Origin of the sequence: Pelotomaculum propionicicum (assembly GCF_004369225.1) — a bacterium.
In the GTDB taxonomy this organism is placed as follows: Bacteria; Bacillota; Desulfotomaculia; order Desulfotomaculales; family Pelotomaculaceae; genus Pelotomaculum_B; species Pelotomaculum_B propionicicum.
The window spans coordinates 15,134-33,636 of the sequence record NZ_QFFZ01000032.1 but is presented as its reverse complement, the minus strand read 5'-3'; the positions used below and the strand labels follow the sequence as shown (position 1 = coordinate 33,636).

Annotated in this window: 14 protein-coding genes; 12 read left to right on the top strand and 2 right to left on the bottom strand. The window is 54.6% G+C overall.

Going from position 1 to position 18,503, the window contains the following annotated elements; translation table 11 throughout:
- Positions 1-10: 10 nt before the first annotated feature.
- Positions 11-2,032 carry an excinuclease ABC subunit UvrB gene (uvrB, locus tag Pmgp_RS13080; protein ID WP_134214428.1) on the top strand — a complete coding sequence of 674 codons (2,022 nt, stop codon included), beginning with the start codon at positions 11-13 and terminating at the stop codon, positions 2,030-2,032.
- A 160-nt stretch (positions 2,033-2,192) separates the two neighbouring features.
- A complete protein-coding gene (gene uvrA, locus Pmgp_RS13075; protein ID WP_134214427.1) occupies positions 2,193-5,069 on the top strand; it encodes an excinuclease ABC subunit UvrA in 2,877 nt (958 codons plus the stop codon).
- A 97-nt stretch (positions 5,070-5,166) separates the two neighbouring features.
- Here the strand turns inward: uvrA and Pmgp_RS13070 are convergent, their stop codons facing one another.
- Positions 5,167-5,646: a coiled-coil domain-containing protein gene (locus Pmgp_RS13070; RefSeq protein ID WP_134214426.1), complete on the bottom strand. Its 480-nt coding sequence runs from the start codon at positions 5,644-5,646 to the stop codon at positions 5,167-5,169.
- Positions 5,647-5,726: 80 nt separating this feature from the next.
- Between Pmgp_RS13070 and uvrC the strand changes: the two genes are divergently transcribed.
- Positions 5,727-7,589, top strand: a complete 1,863-nt coding sequence (uvrC, locus tag Pmgp_RS13065) for an excinuclease ABC subunit UvrC (RefSeq protein WP_134214441.1) — start codon at positions 5,727-5,729, stop codon at positions 7,587-7,589.
- A gap of 29 nt (positions 7,590-7,618) precedes the next feature.
- Here uvrC and Pmgp_RS20920 read toward each other — a convergent pair whose 3' ends face one another.
- Entirely contained in the window at positions 7,619-8,440 is an 822-nt protein-coding gene (locus tag Pmgp_RS20920; RefSeq protein ID WP_134214425.1) for an REP-associated tyrosine transposase, read from the bottom strand.
- Between the two features lie 628 nt (positions 8,441-9,068).
- Here Pmgp_RS20920 and Pmgp_RS20595 point away from each other — a divergent pair.
- The 9 genes from Pmgp_RS20595 (at position 9,069) to Pmgp_RS13020 (ending at position 18,400) form a co-directional block, all read left to right on the top strand.
- A complete protein-coding gene (locus Pmgp_RS20595) occupies positions 9,069-9,194 on the top strand; it encodes an HD domain-containing phosphohydrolase (RefSeq protein ID WP_282432905.1) in 126 nt (41 codons plus the stop codon).
- Positions 9,195-9,274: 80 nt separating this feature from the next.
- Positions 9,275-10,084 (top strand): Cof-type HAD-IIB family hydrolase, encoded by an 810-nt coding sequence (locus Pmgp_RS13055; RefSeq protein ID WP_134214424.1) that lies wholly within the window; start codon positions 9,275-9,277, stop codon positions 10,082-10,084.
- A gap of 440 nt (positions 10,085-10,524) precedes the next feature.
- Positions 10,525-12,537, top strand: a complete 2,013-nt coding sequence (locus Pmgp_RS13050; RefSeq protein WP_243119843.1) for an amylo-alpha-1,6-glucosidase — start codon at positions 10,525-10,527, stop codon at positions 12,535-12,537.
- Positions 12,530-13,606, top strand: a complete 1,077-nt coding sequence (locus Pmgp_RS13045; protein ID WP_345789149.1) for a bifunctional phosphoglucose/phosphomannose isomerase — start codon at positions 12,530-12,532, stop codon at positions 13,604-13,606. Before Pmgp_RS13050 ends, Pmgp_RS13045 begins: the two co-directional genes overlap by 8 nt.
- Positions 13,603-14,337, top strand: coding sequence for a PHP domain-containing protein (locus tag Pmgp_RS13040; RefSeq protein ID WP_134214421.1), 735 nt, complete (start codon positions 13,603-13,605; stop codon positions 14,335-14,337). The genes Pmgp_RS13045 and Pmgp_RS13040 overlap by 4 nt, the downstream gene beginning before the upstream one ends.
- A 159-nt stretch (positions 14,338-14,496) precedes the next feature.
- A complete protein-coding gene (rapZ, locus tag Pmgp_RS13035) occupies positions 14,497-15,369 on the top strand; it encodes an RNase adapter RapZ (protein ID WP_243119842.1) in 873 nt (290 codons plus the stop codon).
- A gap of 42 nt (positions 15,370-15,411) precedes the next feature.
- A complete protein-coding gene (locus Pmgp_RS13030; RefSeq protein WP_134214420.1) occupies positions 15,412-16,755 on the top strand; it encodes a gluconeogenesis factor YvcK family protein in 1,344 nt (447 codons plus the stop codon).
- A 221-nt stretch (positions 16,756-16,976) separates the two neighbouring features.
- Entirely contained in the window at positions 16,977-17,921 is a 945-nt protein-coding gene (gene whiA, locus Pmgp_RS13025; RefSeq protein ID WP_134214419.1) for a DNA-binding protein WhiA, read from the top strand.
- Entirely contained in the window at positions 17,918-18,400 is a 483-nt protein-coding gene (locus Pmgp_RS13020) for an acyltransferase (protein ID WP_134214418.1), read from the top strand. The genes whiA and Pmgp_RS13020 overlap by 4 nt, the downstream gene beginning before the upstream one ends.
- Positions 18,401-18,503: the final 103 nt, after the last annotated feature.

The following is an 18,503-nucleotide window of genomic DNA, read 5'->3' as shown; positions in this document are numbered from 1 at the left end:
AGGTTAAGCCATGCGCACCTTTGAACTGAAGTCAGAATACAAGCCGCGGGGGGACCAGCCCGGGGCGATTGCCGCGCTGGTGGAAGGACTCAACAGAAAGCAGCGGGGACAAGTGCTGCTGGGCGCTACCGGCACCGGCAAAACCTATACCATGGCCCAGGTCATCCAGGCTGTGCAGCGCCCGGCCCTGGTGCTGGCGCCGAATAAGACCCTGGCCGCCCAGCTGTGCGGCGAGTTTAAGGAATTCTTCCCGGACAACGCGGTGGAGTATTTCGTCAGCTATTACGACTATTACCAGCCTGAGGCTTATATTCCGCATACAGACACCTATATTGAGAAAGACTCGTCTGTGAACGACGAGATCGATAAGCTGCGCCACTCGGCCACCTGCGCCCTTTTTGAGCGGCGGGACGTGATTATTGTGGCCAGTGTTTCCTGCATCTACGGCCTGGGCGACCCGGAGCAGTACAGCACCCTGGTGCTGTCCCTGCGCAAGGGCGAGCGTTACGACCGGGATTCTGTCCTGCGCAAACTGGTCAGCATCCAGTACGAGCGCAACGACATGAACTTTATCAGGGGCAAGTTCCGGGTACGGGGCGATGTGGTGGAGATCTTCCCGGCCTCAGCCTCGGAAAAGGCCATCCGGGTAGATTTCAACGGCGATGAAGTAGAGAGAATGCTGGAGTTTGATGTGCTTACCGGCGAAGTCCTGGGGGAGCGCCGGCATGTCTCGATCTTCCCGGCCAGCCACTACGCCATCTCCAACGAGAGAATGGAGCGGGCGGTTATAACCATTGAAGCGGAATTGGAGGAAAGGCTGGCCGAACTGCGCTCTGCGGAAAAGCTGCTGGAAGCGCAGCGCCTGGAGCAGCGGACCAGGTTCGACCTGGAGATGATGCGGGAGATGGGGTTTTGCAGCGGGATCGAGAATTACTCCCGCCATCTCACCGGCCGGGAGCCGGGACAACCCCCCTATACCCTGCTGGACTACTTCCCCAAAGATTTTATCATGTTCATAGATGAGTCCCACTGGGCGGTGCCTCAGGTGGGGGCGATGTACGAGGGGGACCGTTCCCGCAAGAAGGCGCTGATTGAATACGGCTTCCGGCTGCCGTCCGCCTATGACAACCGGCCCCTCACTTTTAAGGAGTTTGTTTCCCATTTAAACCAGGTGATCTACGTTTCAGCCACACCTGGCCCATATGAATTAAGCAACTGTGACCAGGTGGTGGAACAGATTATCCGCCCGACCGGGCTGGTGGACCCGGAAATCTTCGTGCGCCCCACCAGAGGCCAGATTGACGACCTGATCGGTGAAATCCGCCTGCGGGTCAGGCGGGAGGAAAGGGTGCTGGTAACCACCCTGACCAAGAAGATGGCGGAGGATTTAACAGACTATTTGCGTGAGATCGGGATCAAAGTGCGCTACCTGCACTCGGATGTCAAGACCATCGAGCGCATGGAAATACTAAGGGATTTGCGGCTGGGGGTATTTGACGTGCTGGTTGGGATTAACCTTCTGCGGGAAGGCCTGGACCTGCCGGAGGTCAGCCTGGTGGCTATACTTGACGCTGATAAAGAGGGCTACCTGCGCTCCGAGCGCTCATTAATCCAGACCACCGGGCGGGCGGCCCGCAATGTCGAGGGAAAGGTCATCATGTACGCGGACAGGGTCACAGACTCGATGAACAGGGCTATCTCAGAGACCAACCGCCGCCGCAAGGTGCAGATCGAGTACAACCAAAAGCACGGCATCACCCCGGAAACGGTGCGCAAAGCTGTACGTGATGTGATAGAAGCTACCAGGGTCGCCGAGCCGAAGGCTCTTTACGAGGCTGTGCCTCTCACAGGCAAAAGGATGACCAAGGCCCAGCTGCGGAAAACCATCGCATCCCTGGAAAAAGAGATGGCGCAGTCGGCCCGCCAACTGGCCTTCGAGCGGGCGGCCCAGCTCAGGGACATGATTATCGAGCTGCGCCTCCAGCTGAGAGGAGAAAAAGGCATCGGCCCCGCCATCCCCGACGCCCAGTAGTTGGGTGATGGGAAGTGGGAAGTGGGACGTGGGATCCAGGCAGTCCTCTTGGGTAGCAAACTGGGGGACGCAGGCAAACGGAGGGGGTGAGACAAGGGAACGGTTCTCTTGTCTCACATATGAGAAATTTATCTTAATAAGGATTTTGCAAGGAGATTTTATGCTGGACAAAATTGTAGTCAAGGGCGCCCGCGCCCATAACCTTAAAAACTTAGATATAGAGATTCCCCGGGACAAGTTTGTGGTGATTACCGGTATTTCCGGTTCGGGCAAGTCCTCATTGGCTTTTGACACTATCTATGCCGAGGGACAGAGGAGGTACGTGGAGTCGCTCTCCGCGTATGCCCGCCAGTTTCTCGGGCAGATGGACAAGCCGGACCTTGATTATATCGAGGGACTTTCACCGGCCATTTCCATTGACCAGAAGACGACCAGCCACAACCCCCGCTCTACCGTGGGTACGGTTACAGAGATTTACGACTACCTGCGCCTGCTTTACGCCAGGGTGGGGCGCCCGCACTGCCCGCGCTGCGGCAGGTTGATCGCCAGGCAGGCGGTGGAGCAGATGGTAGACCACCTAGCCTCCCTGACTGAAGGCACGCGGCTGCAAATCCTGTCTCCGGTAATTCAGGGTAAAAAGGGTGAGCATACGAAGATCTTTGAGGACATCCGGCGCAGCGGTTTTGTCCGGGTAAGAGTAGACGGCGAAGTGCTGGATGCTTCCGAAGAGTTTAAGCTTGACAAGAATAAAAAGCACACCATTGAAGTGGTGGTTGACCGGATTATTGTGCGGCCCGGCTCCGAAAGGCGGCTGGCTGACTCACTGGAGACGGCGCTGAAGCACGGCGGCGGTGTGGCGGTGGCGGCCTTGGCCGGCGGTGAGGAGATCACTTTCAGTGAAAACTTTGCCTGTGTTGAATGCGGCATCAGCATCACCGAGATTTCACCGCGCCTTTTTTCGTTTAACAGCCCTTACGGGGCTTGCCCTGACTGCACCGGCCTGGGGATAAAGAGGGAGATAGACCCCGACCTGGTCATCCCGGACCGGAGCAAGTCCATTGCCGCCGGAGCTATTGACGGGTGGTACAAGGGGAGCTATTCCTACCAGTTTTTAGAGGGGGTGGCCGGCCACTATGGCTTCAGCATGGAAACGCCGGTCAGCCAGCTTGCTCCGGAGCACCTGGACGTGATCCTGTACGGTACGCGCGGCAGGCGCTTCCACTTTGTCCTGCAAAATGATTTTTACGGCCGCAAGCATGAAATGTTTGTGCCTTTTGAAGGAGTTATCAACAATCTGACCAGGCGCTACAAGGAGACCAACTCCGAGCACCAGCGCGAGGACATTGAGCAGTACATGAGCAGCCGGGCCTGTCCCTCCTGCGGCGGAGCCAGGCTGAAACCCGAGGCGCTGGCGGTGAAGATCGGCGGCCTGTCCATATCTGAGGTCACCCGTTTCTCTGTGCTGGAGGCCCGGGAATTTTTCCACAGCCTGGAACTGACTGAGCGGGAACAGCTTATCGCCAGGCAGATTTTAAAAGAGATTAACGAGCGCATGGGCTTTTTGGTTAACGTGGGGCTGGACTACCTCACGCTGGACCGGGGCGCGGGGACCCTGGCGGGAGGCGAGGCCCAGCGCATCAGGCTGGCCACTCAAATAGGCTCGGGCCTGATGGGCGTGCTGTATATTCTGGACGAGCCCAGTGTCGGCCTGCACCAGCGTGACAACCAGCGCCTGCTGGGGACGCTGGAGCGGCTGCGGGATTTGGGCAACACGCTGATCGTGGTGGAGCACGACGAGGAAACCATGCTGAAAGCCGACCACATTATCGATATCGGTCCCGGCGCCGGGGAGCACGGCGGGCGGGTGGTAGCGACAGGGACTTATAAGGATATCGCCAAAAACCCCGCTTCTATCACCGGGCAGTACCTGAGCGGCAAAAAGGCCATACCGGTGCCTACCTTGCGCCGCAAGCCCAACGGCAGGGCGATTGAGGTGCTGGGGGCTGCTGAGAACAATTTAAAAAATATTGATGTATCCTTTCCCCTGGGTGTGTTTATCTGCGTCACGGGTGTTTCAGGATCGGGCAAGAGCACCCTGGTCAATGACATCCTGTACCGGAAACTGGCCCAGGAACTGCACGGAGCCAGGACTCAGCCCGGGCAAAACAGGGGTATCCGGGGTATTGAGCACCTGGACAAGGTGATCGATGTAAACCAATCCCCCATCGGGCGGACGCCCCGCTCCAACCCGGCCACCTATACCGGTGTGTTTAACGATATCAGGGATCTTTTCGCCCAGATTCCGGAGTCCAAAATGCGCGGCTATAAGCCCGGCCGCTTCAGTTTCAACGTGAAGGGCGGGCGCTGCGAGTCCTGCCAGGGCGACGGGATCATTAAGATAGAGATGCATTTTCTGCCGGATGTTTATGTTCCCTGCGAGGTCTGCAAGGGGTTGCGCTATAACCGGGAAACTCTTGAGGTCAAGTATAAGGGCAAGAGCATTGCCGATGTGCTGGGGATGACGGTAGACCAGGCGGTCGAGTTTTTCCGTCACATCCCCAAAATTTACCGCAGGCTGAAGACGCTGCACGACGTCGGGCTGGGGTATATCCGCCTGGGGCAGCCCGCCACTACTCTCTCCGGGGGAGAGGCCCAGCGGGTAAAGCTGTCGACCGAGTTGTCCAGGCGCTCTAACGGCAGGACTTTCTACATCCTTGACGAGCCCACCACCGGGCTGCACACCGCCGATATCGACAGGCTGCTGAAAGTGCTGCACCGCCTGGTGGAGGCGGGTGACACCGTGGTGGTGATCGAACATAACCTGGACGTGATCAAGACCGCGGACCACATTATCGACCTGGGCCCGGAAGGCGGGCACAAGGGCGGTGAGGTTCTGGCCGCCGGCACGCCGGAAGAGGTGGCGGCAGTGAGCAATTCTTATACCGGGCAGTTTTTGCAGAAGGTGTTGGAAAAAGGCCCGTACCTGAGCCTGGATTTGACGGAGGAAGCTGTGGAAATTTCTGGTTTTGGCGGCTGAGACGTAATATGTGATTTTTGGACGCAGGTTTAGAACACTGGAGATGTTGGATAATAATAGCGAAGTGAGACAAAAGAACCGTCCCGTTGTCTCATAACTATTCTGCCGGATGTTCCACCGGGATCTGGACATTTTGGCTGATAAGGTTGACTTCTTCTTTTAGAGTCTCCATTTCCAAACGCAGCTTGCCATACTCCCTGGCCAGCAAGTCAAACCACATTTCGTTTTTGCGGTTACTGGCGGTTACTGTCTCTCTTAGTTGGGCTACTTTGCTTTCCAGTACTTTTAAATCATTTTTAGCATCAGCAAGTTCATTTTTAGCATCAGCAAGTTCATTTCTGACATCAGCAAGTTCATTTCTGACATCGGCAAGTTCATTTCTGACATCGGCAAGTTCAATCTTGATATTACTGATTTCTTTAATAACTACCAATATTGTCTTCTTAATCTCGGCCATTTCGAGTTCCAAGTTTGTCAAGCGTCTTTCGAACCGTTCCTCAAAAGCTTTTTGGCCCTCAATATTAACCATGACCAATGATTTTATGTCTTCGAGGAGAACCATCATTTTATTATCCATGCTTAAAACACCTCGCTTTAAGCATATACTGTAAAATGCTTCCTGGCAAGTAAAAGATGATTATCGAAAGCGGTGTTAAAATGCAGCTTGAGGAGAAGTTAAAACATCTCCCCGCCAGTCCGGGGGTCTACCTGTATAAGGACGAAGCCGGTAAAATTATTTATGTCGGCAAGGCTTTGTCGCTCAAGAACCGGGTGCGCTCCTATTTCCAACCCGGTGCGCAGCAGCCGCCTAAAACCAGGCTCATGCTCGAAAAAGTGGCTGACCTTGACCTTATCGTTACCGACTCGGAAGTGGAAGCGCTGATTCTGGAGCAAAACCTGATCAAGGAACACCGCCCCCGCTACAATGTAATGTACAAAGATGACAAAAGCTACCCCTACCTGAAGGTAACCCTCAGGGACGATTTCCCCAGGGTTATGATTACCCGCCGTCATCTGAGAGACGGCTCCAGGTACTTTGGTCCCTACACCCGGGTGGGAGCGGTAAACGAAACCATGCGCCTGCTTAAGAAAATATTCCCTTTCCGCTCCTGCAAGCAGAAAGAGCCGGCAGCGAGGGGGAGGCCCTGCCTGAATTACCATATCAACCGCTGCCTGGGTCCGTGCGGCGGGCTGGTTGACCGGGATAAATACCGGTCCATGATCAATGAAGTGTGCCTCTTCCTGGAGGGGCGGCAGGAGGACCTGATCAAGCTCCTGGCGGCGAGGATGGAAGAGGCGGCGGAAAAACTGGAGTTTGAGCGGGCCGCCCGGCTGCGGGACCAACTGCAGGCGGTGCGCGAGGTGGTTGAGAGGCAGAAGATTATCACCGGCGGCTTTGAGGACCAGGATGTGGTGGCTGTGGCACAGGCGCCGGAAGAGGCCTGCGTGATGGTGTTTTTTGTGCGCGGCGGCAAGCTGATCGGCCGGGAGCATTTCATGCTGAAAGGGACGGAAGGTTTAAGCGGCCAGGATGTGCTGTCCGCTTTCATCAAGCAGTATTATACCGACGTTGACTTTGTGCCGGGGGAGATCCTGCTGGCCGCGGGGATTGGCGAGGAGCAGGCTGTCATTGAGACCTGGCTGACGGGCAAAAGGGGCGCAAGGGTATTGTTAAAGACGCCCCGGCGTGGTGAGAAGAAAAAATTGGTGGAGATGGTGGCCAAAAACGCCGGCTTAACCCTGGAGCAGGAACGTTTGGCGGCGGAGTCCCGCCGTGATCATACGGCGGAGGCGCTGGCCGAATTGGCCGGGGCGCTGGGCCTGGAAAATCCGCCGCTTCGCCTCGAATGTTACGACATATCCAACACCCAGGGGGTTGACAGCGTTGCCGCTATGGCTGTGTTCGTAGAAGGCAAGCCTGCCCCCGATCAGTACCGGCGCTTTAAAATACGCACCGTGGAAGGGCCTGACGATTTTGCCTCAATCCAGGAGGCGCTGCGGAGGCGCTTCACCAGGGCTGTGGAGGAGCGGGAGCTTTTGCACACCGGCCAGATTTCCAGCAGGGAAGCAAAATTTCATGTGCTCCCCGACCTGGTGATAATTGACGGCGGCAAGGGGCAGCTTTCCGCCGCCCGCCATGTCATGCGGCAGCTGGGTTTTTCCCGTATTCCCGCTTTTGGGCTGGCCAAGGAGGAGGAACTGCTTTTCGCCGAGGGCCAGGCCGAACCAATCAGCCTGGCGCCAACCTCCCGGGCGTTGCAGCTGCTGCAGCGTTTGCGGGATGAAACCCACCGCTTTGCCGTTACTTATCACCGCAGCCTTAGAGACAAAGCCGGGCTCAAGTCGCTTTTGGACGAGGTGGAAGGCATCGGCGAGGTGCGCCGCCGCTCTTTGCTGAAGGCCTTCGGCTCTTTGCGGGAGATTGAGAAAGCAACGACGGAGCAGCTGGCCGCGGTAAAGGGTATGAACAAAAAAGCGGCCCGGGCGGTATATGAGTTCCTCCATGGTGCCAGTTGTTGAATTGTTGAATAACTCCCAGCAAACGGGGATTAAAACTGTCCCTGCAACACCTTAGTCACTAATGACCGGTCCTTTTTAAGAAAACGGGCTACCTCGGAACGTTTATACGCATGATCTCGAACAGCTTCAATAATGAATTGTTTCCGTGCCTGCACACATCTCTGCAGGCGGCTTTCGCCCTGTAGTTCTTCAGTCGTGGTTTGAAGCCTCCCGGCTATAACGCCAGCCAACTCATCAAGACCGGGACGTTTTTCATTTTTATCATTACTCTTGCATTTGAATGGAGGTTGCTCTGTTAAACCTAATTCATATTCTTCAGCCTTTCCCTCCACCAATTCACGAACTCCTTTAGCTATCGGCTCATTAAAATAATCAGTCCAGAATCCCTGATTTACCAGAGTATCATTTCTTTTGCCGCACAGGTCGGAATAACTGCTCCAAGGATATTCGGACAAATTTTCCACCAGCCCTGCTTTCAAGGGATTTCTGTGTATATAACGGCAAAGAGATAAAAGGTACCTGTCATCCAGGCAAACCTGTGAACCGAATCTTCCTTGAAAAACATGCCCTACCCTTTCGTGGGTCTGGTTGAATATTCTTGCATATACACTATGGATACTGTGGATTACAACAGAAATGGATACCCTACCGGTTCGAATCAGCCAGTGCACATGATTCGTCATCAAAACATATGCGTAGACGTCGAACTCCAGCTCCCGACTATATTTCCGCCATAACCTGAGATATGCTTCGCGGTCCTTATCAGATAAGAACAAATCTTCCCGGTTATTGCCACGGGCTGTTACATGATAAATTGTATTGACTGCATGCGGACGAGGGTCTCTACCCATATTATCACCTTAATACTGATTCTCCACAGCATACCATTTCACCTTTTTTTGGACAAAATTATCAACAACTGGGCAATTTAATTCAACAATTCAACAACTGGCACCATTTAAACGTTTGCCGTTGTGGTTTCTGATTTCCGCATGCCGACGGGTCAGGCTGATATGCAGTCAGCTATTGATGCTGTAAATAAAGGGAACGTTTTTCGCTTTCTTACAAAGCCGTGTCCAACTGATGACTTTATAAGTGTGCTGGATTTGGCGTTAGTACAGTATCGTCTTGTAACCGCCGAACGAGTTCTTTTGGAGAAGACTTTAAAAGGCAGTGTTAAAATTTTAATAGACATTTTGACCATTGTTAACCCGATTGCCTTTAGCCAGTCTTCCCGTCTGCGCAGTAAGGCCCGAAGGCTTGCGGTCCGCCTGGGTCTGGAAAAACATGGGAAATTGAGCTGGCGGCAATGCTCTCGCAGATTGGCTGTGTTACTATACCAGGTGAGATATTGGAGAAGAGGTTACTTGGCGAAGCACTGACAGAAAGTGAAAATGAGATTTTTTTTAAGCGTTTTAACATGCTGACAGACTCAACAAAAATCAATTCGCCACATAATGACAAGGGGTAAACGACCGGATGGGCCTGTCAGGAAATGATATTTTTTTAGAAGCCAGAATTCTGGCCGTGGCCGACGTTATTGAGGCGATGTCATCCCACCGGCCTTACCGTCCTTCCCTGGGAATAGACAAGCGATTTTGCTGAGATTTCTTATATTTTATTTATGTGGTATAATCTGTATAAAATCCACAAGTTGAAATGAGATAAACCTAACAGGAGGAAATATGCGGGGAAAATACAAACTGGTCGCGGTGGATCTGGACGACACGCTGCTTGCCGAGGACCTGAGTATTACCGGCCGGGTCAAAGAAGCGGTGAAGGCGGTGCGTGCCAAGGGAGTGCATATAACAGTCTCCACCGGGCGCATGTACAGGTCCGCGGCGCGCATTGCCGGGGAGTTGGGTATTGAAATTCCACTGATCACTTACCAGGGGGCGCTGGTGAAGAATTCCCTGTCGGGGGAGGTGCTGGTGTACCGCCCGCTGCCCCTGGACTGCGCCAGGGAACTGATCGCCAGGGTTCACCAATTGGGCTATCCCATCAACGGCTACCTGGACGACCGGCTGCTGGTTGAGCGTGAAACCCCCGAAAGCCGCCGGTATGTGTCCATATCGGGAGTGCAAGCGGAAGTGGTAGGTGACTTGCTGCATTACCTTGACCGCGATCCTACGAAAATCCTGGCTATAGCGAAGGAACCTTTGATTGACCAGCTTGCCGCCGAACTGATTCCGCTTTACCGGGGCCGGGCTCATATAAGCAAATCGAAGCCTCATTTTCTTGAATTTTCCCACACGCAGGCCACTAAAGGACAGGCGCTGGCTTTCCTGGCGGATTATTTCGGGGTGCAAAGGGAGGAAGTTATGGCGCTGGGCGACAGCTACAACGACCTGGATATGCTGGAGTACGCCGGTCTGGGTGTGGTGGTGGCCAACGCCAGGGACGAGATCAAGGAAAAGGCTGACTACGTGACGTCCGCCTCTTATGGCGACGGTGTGGTGGAGGCGCTGGAGAAGTTTGTGCTAATTGGGTCGTGAGACGTGAGACGTGGGTCGTGGGTATATCCTGCATTCCTGCCGGGACTACCAGTTGTGGCGAATAAATTTGCACCAGTTTAGTCGTCGGGTATTATGTATTACCCCGAGGTCTTGGACCCTTAAGGCAATCTTTCATTCTCACGTCTCACGACCCACGTCCCACGACCAAAATTGCAGTTTAGATTCAACTGAACATTTTTTTTGAATTAAGACACACCTGCAGTTTCAGATACTTCTTTAGGCCTGTAATTACAGGCCCTGTGAGATTCTGATGCAGAGGGTAAATTGCGGAATTATTCCCGGGAGTTTAAGCAAAACTATCATTAGTCATAATAACAAGTGGGGAGCTCATCCCTAAATTACAGGTAGTTTTAAAAGAGACCGTTAAAATGAGACAAGAGAACCGTCCCCTTGTCTCAAACGGGGGGAGGGGGCAGGCGGTGTATTTTTTTGGTAAGAATGACTGGCGCACCTTTGAGCAGGGCGCTCAAAAAGAGTGGCTGGTGACCAACGGCATCGGCGGCTATGCCTCAGGCACCATTATCAACGCCAACACCCGCAAGTACCACGCCCTGCTGACCGCGGCCCTCAATCCGCCCGGCTGGCGGATGGTCCTGCTCAGTAAGCTTGACGAACGGTTTACGGCCGGTGACTGCACCTATAATTTAGCAGCCAATGAGCACAAGTCAGGTTTTTCGGAACTTGGATTTGTCCACCTGCAGCAGGTTGCGATCAACCCTATTCCTACCTTTACCTATAGTTTTGGAGATATTTTTCTGGAAAAGACAGTTTTCATGGTGCACGGCCAGAACACCAGCGTTGTTCTGTACCGGGTGCTCAACGGGGCCGAACCCGGCTTGCTGACCCTGACCCCCATGGTTAACTGCCGCGGCCACCACTTTATGACCAGTGCGGGAGAAATTAATTTTACCCAGAGTAAAGTAAAGGGCGGGGTCATGCTGGCAAGCAGGGAAGACATGCCTTCCCTGCTGCTCACTTGTGACGCTGGTGAATACATAGCCGACGGCAAGTGGTTTAACGGCATGTTTTACGCGGCGGAGCGGGAGCGGGGGGAAAACCCTTACGAGGACCTCTACCTGCCAGGTGTTTTTAAAATTCCGTTTGCGGCGGGGGAAAGCAAAACTATCACAGTGGTTGCCTCCACTGCCGAAACCGGCGGCCTGGACGGGGAAGAGCTGCTGCGGGCTGAAAAAAACCGGCTCAAGGAACTTGTAACTAAGGCGGGCTACAGGGATCACCTTGCCCGCGGCTTAGTGCGGGCAGCGGACGCGTTTATCGTGCAGCGGCGCTCCACCGGCAAAAAAACTGTGATAGCCGGTTATCCCTGGTTTGCCGACTGGGGGCGGGACGCCATGATTGCCTTGCCGGGGCTGACTCTGGTGACCGGGCGTTTCCAGGAAGCGCGCGAAATCCTGGACACATTCGCCGGCCATTGTCAAAAGGGGCTGCTGCCCAACGCTTTTTTTGACGGGCTGGCTGACCCGGTTTTCAATACCGTCGACGCCTCACTCTGGTTTGTCAACGCAGTCTACAAATACCTGGTTTATACCGCAGACCTGGAATTTGTCCGGCATAATCTCTATGACACAGTAAAAGAAATTATCGACTGGTACATGAAAGGCACTGACTACGACATAGTAATGGATCAGGACGGACTTCTCAGCGCCGGGTCCCCGTGTGTGCAGCTGACCTGGATGGACGCCAAGGTGGATGACTGGGTGGTGACCCCCAGGCACGGCAAGGCTGTGGAGATAAACGCCCTCTGGTATAACGCGATCCGGGTGTTTAACCTGCTGTCGGTCCTTTTGGGGCGGGATGCTCTTTACGCGGACCTGCCGGATAAAATCAAAGCTAGTTTTCAGCAGGAGTTTTGGGACGAAAGCGGCGGTTATCTTTATGATGTGGTGACTCCGGCAGGCGCGGACAGCAGTGTCAGGCCAAACCAGCTGCTGGCGGCAAGCCTGCCGTACAGCATGCTTAGCCGGGAGCAGGCAGTACTGGTGGTGCGAAAAGTCTGGCGGGAGCTTTATGTTACCTACGGTATCCGCAGCCTGTCACCGTGGGACCCTTCCTACCAGGGGGTTTACAGGGGCGACCGGCTGAGGCGTGACGGCGCTTACCACCAGGGCACCGCCTGGAGCTGGCTGATTGGACCTTTTATTACCGCCTACCGGCGGGCGCACAACTACAGCGCGGACAGCCTCACCCAGGCCCGGCTGTTTGTTGCCCCCTTCCGCAGCCAGCTGCGTGACCACGGGGTAGGGTATATTTCCGAGATATTTGACGGTGACGAGCCGGCTTTCCCGCGGGGGTGTATCGCCCAGGCCTGGGGAGTGGCTGAGGTGTTGCGGGCTTATGTGGAAGATGTGCTGGAAATTCAGCCCCCGGGGCGGAAAAAAATAAAGGAACTGGAAGGAGGCAAAAATCATTAACCAGCAGTTTGATTTAAACAATGTTGAGGGACTGTGCAGGATTGACTCGAAGGGTATGCTGGCGGCGCTGGACGGTCTGCCGCTGCAGTGTTCGGAGGCTTGCGGCAATTTGAGTGAACAGGTTAAACTGCCCGAAATTGAAGCCATCTCCAATATCCTGGTTACCGGGCTCGGCGGCTCGGCCATCGGGGGAGACCTGCTCAGGGTATACGCCGCCGACAAGATTTCCATACCTGTAATTGTAAACAGGGATTATACCGTGCCTGAATTTGTCGGGCCTGACACACTGGTTTTTGCCATCAGCTATTCCGGCAATACTGAGGAAACCCTGAGCGCTTACGAGCAGGCACAGGCCAGGGGGGCTTCCGTCATTGTCATTTCCACCGGCGGAAAACTAGGCGAGATGGCCTTGCGGGACGGCGTGCCCCTGGTGAAGGTACCGTCCGGCTACGCGCCGCGGGCGGCAACCGGCTTTTTATTTATCCCCGCGCTGAAAATCCTGCAGCGGCTGGGTTTTTTGCCCGGTTTGGACGGCGAAATAATGGCGATGGCCGGTTTTGTCAGGGAACTGCATACGAAGCTCGGCGCCCAGTCCCCCATGGCGGAAAACCCGGCCAAACAGATTGCCTGCAAGCTCCATCAAAAAATACCTGTAATCTGGGGTTCTACCGGCACTACCGAGGTCGTGGCGCAGAGGTGGAAGGGGCAGATTAACGAGAACGCCAAGGTGCCGGCCTACTGGAACGTTTTCCCCGAGCTGAACCATAATGAAATTGTCGGCTTCCAGCTGCCGGCGGAGATTCTGAAAAGGATACACGTGATTATACTCAGGGACGGGCAGGATCATCCCCAGGTGCAAAAACGCATGGAAATTACCAAAGGAGTAATCAAGGATGTAGTCGACGGGTACACGGAAGTCTGGTCTTCCGGCGACAACGCCCTGTCCAGGCTTTTTTCCCTGATCTACACCGGCGACTACACGAGTGTGTACCTGGCCGCGCTTTACGGCATCGACCCCGGGCCGGTTAAAGTGATCGATTATCTCAAGCAGGAGCTGCAAAAACTTTGAAACTATTCGCAGACTACCATACCCATACTACATACAGCGACGGCCGGGGCACCCCGGCCGAAAACATCCGGGCGGCCGCCGGCCGGGGGCTGGCGGCGGTGGCCATAACCGACCACGGGCCCAGGGGTATCGGCATCGGCGTGGCCGGGCCGGAAACCTTCCTGACTATTAAGGAAGAAGTAGCCGGGCTGGCTGACAGTTTTCCGGAAGTAAGGGCGCTGGTGGGCGCCGAGGCGGCTGTCATCAGCAGCGACGGCCGCCTGGACCTGCCTGAAGAAATCATAGGACAGCTTGACCTGTTGCTCGCGGGCCTGCACCCTTATTATGTACCGGACAGGCTTGGCGACGCCCTGTGTTACACCCTGCCCAACCTGGCGGCCAAGCTGAGCAGGAGCGCCCGGGCCAAAATGCGCAATGCCAATACCAAGGCTCTTCTTGGCACGGTTTACAGCTACCGGGTCGACATTATCAGCCACCCGGACCTGATGCTGCCCGCGGATCCCGACGAACTTGCCAGGGCCTGCGCCGGGAGGGAAACCGCCCTTGAAGTTAATACCGGGCACCATTATAATAAAGAAGAAATCGTCCGCGCCGCCGCGTACAGGGGGGCCAGGCTGGCCATTAACAGCGACGCCCATTACCCTGAGACGGTGGGGGACCTTGCCTCCGGTATAGCCCTGGTGGAGAGGCTGCGGTTCCCCGCGGAAATGATCATCAACGCTGTACATTGAGACGTGGGACTTGGGCCGTGAGAAGTGGGACATTTATAAAGAGTATGATATTCTAGGGAAACAAATCTTTCGCCTAAGTGAAAAGATTGCCATATAGTTAATCTTTTTCCCACGTCTTACGTCCCACGTCCCACATCTTATTGGGGGGGGGTATCTATTTTGATCACGCCAACACCGAAGCTTGTTATTGTCACCGGCCTGTCCGGCGCCGGCAAGACTCAGGCCCTGCGCAGCCTGGAAGACCTGGGCTTTTTTTGCGTGGACAACCTTCCCCCCGCGTTGATTCCCAAATTTGCCGAACTCTGCGCACAAGCGGCCAGTAAAATTAATAAAATGGCATTGGTAGTTGATATCAGGGGCGGGGAGTTTTTCAACACGCTCTTCGAAGTGCTGGCGGAACTCGACGCAAATGGCATCAGGTACGAGATACTTTTCCTGGAGGCCTCCGACGAAACCCTGGTGAGGCGGTTCAAGGAGTCCAGGAGGCGCCACCCGCTCAGTTCACACGGGGAAGTACTGGACGTGATCCGGGAAGAGCGTAATTTGCTGCGGGAACTCAGAGGAGGAGCGCACAAGGTTATCGACACCTCAGGTATGACCGTTAAAGAACTCAAGGAAGAAATATCAGCTATCTTTGCTGACAGCGCCGCCCCTGCCGGACTGCACATAACCTTGATTTCATTTGGCTATAAATACGGCATACCGCTTGATTCCGACCTGGTTATTGACGTCAGGTTCCTGCCCAACCCGTATTACCAGGCTGAACTGCGCGCCTTTACCGGCAACGATCCTGTGGTGCGGGACTTTGTCTTCAAATCGGAAACAACAGAAAAATTCATGGCCAAGTTTGCTGACTTTGTGGAGTTTCTCATTCCGGAATACATTAAAGAAGGTAAAACAACCTTAATGATTGCCATCGGCTGCACGGGAGGCATGCACCGCTCTGTCGCCCTGGCTAACCGGCTGAGGGATATTCTTAGTGAAAAGAATTACCGGATCACGGTCCGGCACAGAGATATCAGCAGGGTATAGGATCGCGGTTAAAAACATTTAAAGAGTACAGGAGCTGAAAAAATGATCCTGCTCAAATGGCTTTATCCGGGGATGAAGGTAAAACGCTGGCTGCTGCTGACGCTGGCAGGCTTACTGCTGGCAGTGATTGGAGTAGACCTTTTGATGGAAGGCAGGTTTCTGGGGGATTTCGCCCGTTCCATCCACCGTTTGGAGTACGCCTTACTGGGTGAAGAATATAACCATATAGCCGGTGTGGCAATTATTATTTCAGGTTTAGCCGTGATGGCTGTCGGTATTTTACGGGCGTTCCACTCCATTGCCGGCGCGCTGGCGCCCGAGCAGGAGGGCAGGATGGCCGAGGTGATTTACGCCAGGCACAGCCTCAAACGCGGGCCGAAAATTGTGGTTATCGGCGGCGGCACGGGGCTTTCAGTTCTCCTGCGCGGCCTCAAGGAGTATACCAGCAATCTTACCGCCATTGTTACAGTAGCCGATGACGGAGGAAGTTCCGGCCGCCTAAGAGGTGAACTCGGCATTCTGCCGCCCGGGGACATCAGAAACTGCCTGGTGGCGCTGGCTGACAAGGAGCCGCTGATGGAAGAGCTGCTGCAGTATCGCTTTTCAACTGGCGAACTGGCGGGGCACAGCATCGGCAACCTGCTGCTGGCAGCTTTGACCGACACAACCGGCGGGTTTGATCAGGCCATACGCGGTTTGAGTAAAGTTCTGGCTGTGCGCGGCCAGGTGCTGCCGGCCACTCTCTCTAATGTTACTCTTTATGCCGAGCTGGCCGACGGCAGGGTGGTGCAGGGAGAGTCCAAAATATCCCACACTACAGGCAGAATTAAAAAGGTGTTTCTGAAGCCTTCCCGCTGCCTGCCCACGGCTGAGGCGCTGTCGGCGATCAGGGAGGCGGACGCGGTCGTGCTTGGGCCCGGCAGCCTTTATACCAGCATTATTGCCAACCTTTTAATAAAAGGAATCCCTGAGGCTCTGGCCAAGACGCAGGCTATTAAGATTTATGTGTGCAATGTGATGACTCAACCGGGTGAAACCGGGGGATACACCGCGTCTTCCCACCTGCAGGCAATTATTGCCCACGCCGGAAAGTTTCTGGATTACGTGGTGCTCAACACCGGTCAGGTACCGCCCAGACTGCGCGCCCGTTACCGCCAGGAAGGGGCGGAGCCGGTGGCGGCCGACCTGGCTGAGGTGGAAAAACTGGGGATCCAGGCGGTGTGTGAAGACCTGGTCTACCGGACCGAGGTAGTGCGCCACCACTCCGACAAGCTGGCCAGGACTATTTTGCGCCTGATTTTTTCAGTAAAAATGCAGTATGAAAAGGTAAGCTATTTGAGCAATCATAAAGAAGAGGAGCCTGACAGGGAAATCTCTCAATCATGAGTATAACCGGCCAATCTTTCAGCTGGTCTGAAATTGTTGGTTCGATTTCAATCGAACAAGGCGCGTTAGAGCCGGACGTGGGTGTGGTTGGAGCCAATGGGGCATTGTGCGACTGAAGTCGCACCTACATATATAAACAGCATTATTTTAGGGTAGTATGCGGCGGGGGTTTCCCCGCGTTTTTTGTGGTATAATATTGCCAAAAGAGGAGAGGAAACTGTTTGTCCTTTTCGGCGGTAACAAAAAGTGAACTGGCGCGGGTGGTCGGCCAGCGTTCCTGCTGCCGCCTGGCCGAGCTGGCTGCCCTGGTCAAAATGGATGGCAGTATCCAGCTTAGCGGCGGGCGGCAGCTGTCGTTGAACATTATAACTGAAAACGCCGCTGTGGCACGGAAGATTTTTTCCCTGGTTAAAAACCTCTTCGGCCTGCAAACCGAAGTACTGGTACAGAGAAAGAACCGTCTGAAAAAGAACAATGTCTACCTGGTGCGCTTTCCCCCTCAGCAGGGGATGAGCGAGATCCTGCAGCGGCTGGGCATGCTGGACGGGACAGGCCGGCTCAAGGAGATACCTCCCTCTGCCATGCTGCGCCGTGATTGCTGCCGCCGTTCTTACCTGAGGGGTGTGTTTCTGGGCGGAGGCTCGGTTAACAGCCCGGAAGGGACTTACCACCTGGAGATAGTCACCGGCAGCGAAAAGTTCGCTGAGGTTGTCACCAGGCTGATGAACAGGTTCAGCCTGGACGCCAGGACCAGCCGGCGCAAAAACTGCAGTGTCATCTACCTGAAAGAGAGCGAGCATATCATCAGTTTTTTAAATATAATAGGCGCCCATTCGGCCCTGTTGAACTTTGAAAACGCCAGGATCTATAAAGGTATGCGCAACAGGGTCAACCGCCTGGTCAACTGTGAAACGGCCAACCTGAACAAAACGGTGAACGCTGCTGTGCGCCAGATTGAAAACATAGAATTGATTAGAGATACGCTGGGGCTGGACAATATGCCGGACTCCCTGAAGGAAACCGCGGAGGTCAGGCTCAAGTACCCGGACGCCTGCCTCAAGGAGCTGGGCAGCCTGATGCAGCCGCCGGTTGGCAAATCATGTGTCAATCACCGCCTGCGCCGGATAGAAGAGCTTGCTGAAAAAATAAGGGGCGGCAAGTTATGAGAAAGCTTGAAGTATTTCCTTCTCCCGGTGCAAATAACGCGATGCGTTACTCCTTTCAGATTGTGGGCCTCCCCAGGGTGGCCTTTAATTTCCTGGTTATTACCCTGTGCCGCTACCTGCCCTTTTTCGGCCTGAAAAATTTTTTGCTGCGGCTTATTGGTGTAAAGATTGGCAAAAGCGCCTCCGTAGGATTGATGGCCATGTTTGATATTTTTTTCCCCGGTTTAATCTCGATTGGTGACAACAGTATTATCGGTTATAACGCCACTATCCTTACCCACGAGTTCCTGGTGCGGGAGTACCATAAAGGGCCTGTGGAGATAGGCGCCAACGTGCTGATCGGCTCAAATGCCACAATCCTGCCGGGCGTCAGCATAGGGGACGGAGCGGTGGTAGGCGCCGGCTCCCTGGTCAACAGGGATATCCCGCCCGGAGCGCTGGCCGCCGGCGTCCCCGCGAGAGTGAGACGTGAGAAGTGAGATGTGAAACGTGGGCCGTGGGCCGTGAGAATGAAAGAAAGCCTTAGTGGTCCAAGACCCAGAAGGAATGCAAAATATTCCGACGTCCGACGTCTGACGACCG

Coding starts and splice junctions, on each gene's coding strand:
- uvrB (WP_134214428.1), top strand. CDS start 11: ATGCGCACCTTTGAACTGAAGTCAGAATACAAGCCGCGGGGGGACCAG.
- uvrA (WP_134214427.1), top strand. CDS start 2,193: ATGCTGGACAAAATTGTAGTCAAGGGCGCCCGCGCCCATAACCTTAAA.
- Pmgp_RS13070 (WP_134214426.1), bottom strand. CDS start 5,646: ATGGATAATAAAATGATGGTTCTCCTCGAAGACATAAAATCATTGGTC.
- uvrC (WP_134214441.1), top strand. CDS start 5,727: ATGCAGCTTGAGGAGAAGTTAAAACATCTCCCCGCCAGTCCGGGGGTC.
- Pmgp_RS20920 (WP_134214425.1), bottom strand. CDS start 8,440: ATGGGTAGAGACCCTCGTCCGCATGCAGTCAATACAATTTATCATGTA.
- Pmgp_RS20595 (WP_282432905.1), top strand. CDS start 9,069: ATGGGCCTGTCAGGAAATGATATTTTTTTAGAAGCCAGAATTCTGGCC.
- Pmgp_RS13055 (WP_134214424.1), top strand. CDS start 9,275: ATGCGGGGAAAATACAAACTGGTCGCGGTGGATCTGGACGACACGCTG.
- Pmgp_RS13030 (WP_134214420.1), top strand. CDS start 15,412: ATGATCCTGCTCAAATGGCTTTATCCGGGGATGAAGGTAAAACGCTGG.
- Pmgp_RS13020 (WP_134214418.1), top strand. CDS start 17,918: ATGAGAAAGCTTGAAGTATTTCCTTCTCCCGGTGCAAATAACGCGATG.